1 protein-coding gene is annotated in these 4,191 nt (G+C 64.4%); it reads right to left on the bottom strand.

Annotated features, from left to right (window positions below; all coding sequences use genetic code 11):
* Nucleotides 1–221 precede the first annotated feature (221 nt).
* Entirely contained in the window at nucleotides 222–4,058 is a 3,837-nt protein-coding gene (locus AC5DC2_RS20370; RefSeq protein ID WP_491699801.1) for an autotransporter domain-containing protein, read from the bottom strand.
* Between the last annotated feature and the right edge of the window lie 133 nt (nucleotides 4,059–4,191).

Here is a 4,191-nt window from a genome sequence, read left to right as displayed (position 1 = left end):
TCGGGGTCAACTATACCGGCCAGTTCGCCGGCGGCAACCGCAGCCAGAACGTCACCGCAAAGCTCAATATCAGGTTCTGATCCGGAGTGACCGGGCAAAGCGAAACCAAGATGCCGGGCGCAAGGCCCGGCATCTTACTGAAGTTCCTCAGACTGAAATGGCCCCTCCCCAAATCGGGAGGGGCCTTTTTGCTGTCTGGTCATCCCTGTGACCGAGCGTGATCAGAAGCGCAGATTGAGGCGTCCGACCACGTTCTGGCTCTGATAGTCGGACGCGAACAGGCCGATATAGTTGACCTCGACGTCCAGGCTTTCATTGAGCGAGGTCTGCAACCCGACATTCAGGACTGCCTGGTTTTTGGCAATCGGCGCGCCCGTGATGTCGAACGAGGTGCCGCCGGCAAAGGCCAGCGCGCCGACGCCGGCGAGATCGCCGTAGCCGCGTCGCCACCCGGCCGATGCCACGACCTGCCCGGCGAAGCTCTCGCTCTCCAGTTCATAGCTGGTGCGCACGCCGAGCGTTGTGAAGCCGGTACTCATGTTGGAGCCGTTGCGGGTGAGCGCCGCCATGCCACCGGTTTCGGTGAAGCCGTCGGTCTGCTGGTAGACATAGGCGGCATCGGCGAAGGGGCCGGCATCGAAGTTCGAGGCGAGTTCGAACATGTAGTCGACATCGCCGTAGACCTGGTAGGTTCCGGCGCCGTAGTCCGCGCTCTCCCGCTCGCTGAGTCCCGGAATGGTGACCTGACGATCGGCCGAGACTTCGTGCCAGGTATAGGCCGTGCCGAAATTGATGTCCCAGTTGTCGACTGCCCCGCCGCCGTAAAGGCCGAAGGTCCAGTCATTGCTGGTCGCCGAGGTGCCGCGGCTGCTGATATCATAGCTGCTGCTGCCGTAACCGGCGACCGCGCCGAAGCGCATTGTGTCGAAGACCGGGATGTCCGCGCCGATGAAGACGCCGCCGACATTGTTCTTCATTTCGGCCGTATCGCCGGTGGCCTTGTAATCGTTCCACGAGCCGTAGGCTGTCATCCAGGCGCCGGTGCCGGGTGCGTCTTCAGCCAGTGTCTGGCCCGTGCCGTCAACAGCGGCATAATTGCTCGCCATGGACGGGGCGGGTTTTTGCGGATCCCGGTAGGTCTGGCGAAGCCGGGTATTAGTGGCATCGCGCACATAGCGGCTGTCATCGACCATTGCCGAGTCAATCGAGGAATAGCCCTCGCCGGAAAGCTGGTCGAGCGATGGTCCGAGCTGATCCTTGGGCAGACCCTTGATGATCTTGACCAGGGGATCATTCGGTCCGAGGGAGTTGATGCCGCCCGCCGTGTTGCACTGGTTGGCGGTCAGCCCGGGAATGCAGAGCGTGGTTCCGTTATTGGTCAGGTCCTTCAGCGTCAGGAAGACGGTTTTGGCGGTATAGCCGATATCCGCGCCGACATAGGCCGAAGTTGAGGCGACATCCGGATCGAAGCCCGCCGTGCCGTCCCCGTCGGCGTCGCTGCGGTTGACGCTGTCGTCCGAAGAGACGATCGTCACCGTGGTGCCGTCGATGACCGAGCCGCCTTCGGCTGCCACGGTGACCTGGCCGCCCGAGATGGCGACCGCGCCGCTGGCGTCGAGCAGGTCGGCCTTCGCTTCAACGCCGTTGGCGGTGTTTTTCGAGACCACATTGGCGTAAAGTCCAGACCCCGGCGCGAAGCTCAGCGTATTCATCGACAGCGTGTCGATGCTGTCGGTCGTGCCGGCCGTGATCTTGCCGCCCTTTATGACCGCGACGCGGTCAAGCAGGCCGTTGCCGCTCAGGAGCCCGGTGCCGCTGACGGTCGTTTCCCCTCCGAGCTTGCCGGAGACCGAGAGGTCGCCATTGGTGACCGCCGTGGTGCCGGAGAATGACGAGCTGTCGGCCGTCAGCGTGGTTGTGCCCGTGCCCAGCTGGTTGAAACGGCCGGCGCCGGAGAGTTGTCCGCCAAACACCCATTTGGCGGAGCGCATGACATCGACAATGGCATTTGAGCTGATTGCGATGTCGCCGACAAGCGAGCCGGTTGCTCCGCCATTGCCCAGTTGCAGCGTGCCGTCTTCAACGGTCGTCTTGCCGGTATAGGTGTTGTCATCGGTCATCACCAGCGTGCCGCTGCCGGTTTTGGTCAGGCTGCCGGTCTGGCCGGTGGCGTCGACGAAACGGCCGGTTGCGGTCAGTGTGTCGGCGCCGGCGGCAATGTCGATCGTGCCGCCATTGCCGGTGAGCTGGAATGTGCGTGCCGTGGAAAAGCTCGATGCGGTCGAGAGCCGGCCGCCGTCGAGCAGCACGCCGCCGGTCGTCGCGCCGAGGTTCTGGTCCTTGCCGATGGAGACCGTGCCCTCGCGGACGGCCGTGCCGCCGGTATAGGTATTGGCGCCGGCGAGCGCGAGGGTCCCCGCGCCGGTTTTTTCCAGAACGCCGCCGCCATTGCCGGGGTCATCGGAAATGACGCCGGTGGCGGTCAGCGTGTCGCCGCCGTTTGCGACCTCGATCGTGCCGCCATGCTTGTCGATGGTCATCGCCCTGCCGGTGGAAAATCCGGCCGCCGCCTTCAGCGTGCCGCCGGCAAAAGCGACGCCTGCAGAGGACGCGCCGAGATTGGCATCCTTCGAAACCGTCAGAACGCCGCCCGTCAGGCGGGTTCCGCCCGAATAGAGGTTGTCGCCCGCAAGAACGAGCTCGCCCGCGCCGGTCTTGTTGATGCCGGCGGTGCCGTCGAGGACGGAATTGATCGTCGCCGTCGTTGTTGCGCCGGGGCCGACCGCGATTTCCGCCAGATTGTCGGCATTGGCGGAAACGAGCGTCAGCGTATCGCCGGAAATCGCGTAGCCGGTCTGGGCGAATTGAAGGCCGCCGGCTTCGACCGGGTTGGCGCCGTTCTGGGTCTGAACGGCGACCGTGCCGGCATTGCCCGTGAAGATCGCGATGTCGCCCTGTTTCCAGTCGCTGTGTGCCGTCGGCGGGTCGGCATTGCCCCAGTTGGTATTGGCCGCGTCAAACGTGTTCCAGTTGCCCATTCCGCCGGAGATGGGGTTCGTGCCGCTGGTGGTCAGGCCGTCCCAGTAGACGAAGTCCGGACCGGCCGGACCGCTGCCCGCCAGGTTCAGATAGACATGGCCGACCGGGGTATAGTTCACGGAACTTCCGGTCGGGATATTGCTGCCCAGCACGAACTGATTGGCCGGGTTCGGAGCGGACGGCGCGGTCGCGGAATTGATCAGGGCATAAAGCCCGCCAGGCGCGCCGGAGGAATCGACGTTGATGGTGGTTGCGCCGACGCCGCCGAGCGTCAGTGTATTCGACGTGAAGATCGGCGTTGTCGAGGGCCCGTTCAGGCCGACCTGGAGCGTGGTTCCCGTCTGGAAGGCGAGATCGCCGGCAATGGCGAGAACGCCGTTCTGGTCGCCGAAAAGCGTCGCGCCCGTATTGATCGCGACATCGCCGCCGACGCTGCCGGCGCCGCCGAAATGGGCGGATGAAGCGACCGTGGCGCCGCCGGTCAGGCCGCCGGTCTGGCCGCCATTGCCGAGGCGCAGCGTGCCGGCCGACACCGTCGTCAGCCCGGTATAGGATTTGGTGCCGGTGAAGACGAGCGTGCCGGCGCCGGTCTTTTCCAGCGTGCTGACCACGGCGCCTGGGCCGGAAGCGCTGTAATTGTTGCCGTTGCCGATATCGACGGCGATCGTCGCGGTCTGGCCGCCATTGGTGACGGCGATCTGGCCGCTTCCGGCGGAATAGGGCGAGAGCGAGAGCGCGTTGCCGGCACCGCCTTCGATACTGTACTTGTCCACGGCAAATTCGAGCCTGTCGAAGGCCAGCGTTCCGCTCGCCGTAACGGTGCCGCCCGTGCCATCGAAAATGCCGACAGAACGGGCCCAGGCCGCAGCTTTCGTTCCGCTTTGATCAGTCCAGTTGCCCAGGCCCTCGACCCAGGTGCCTGTCCCGCCGACAAGGCCGCCATCATAGGGCGCCGGCGCGCCGCCATTCCAGTATTGTGCAATTTCGTCGTTGTTATCGTAAACGAGAAGCCGAATCATTCCCGGGGTTTGAAAGGCGCCATGACCGGGTTCTACAACGTCGAGCCGGTAGTTTGTTCCGGGTGCTATGCCGCTGAATGTCGTGGTTTTGAAGATCGTTCCGGGCACCTGGTTGAGTGCGCCGCCATACTGG

The sequence above is a fragment of the Martelella sp. genome, from assembly GCF_984369615.1.
This window is presented reverse-complemented; position numbering and strand designations above follow the sequence as displayed.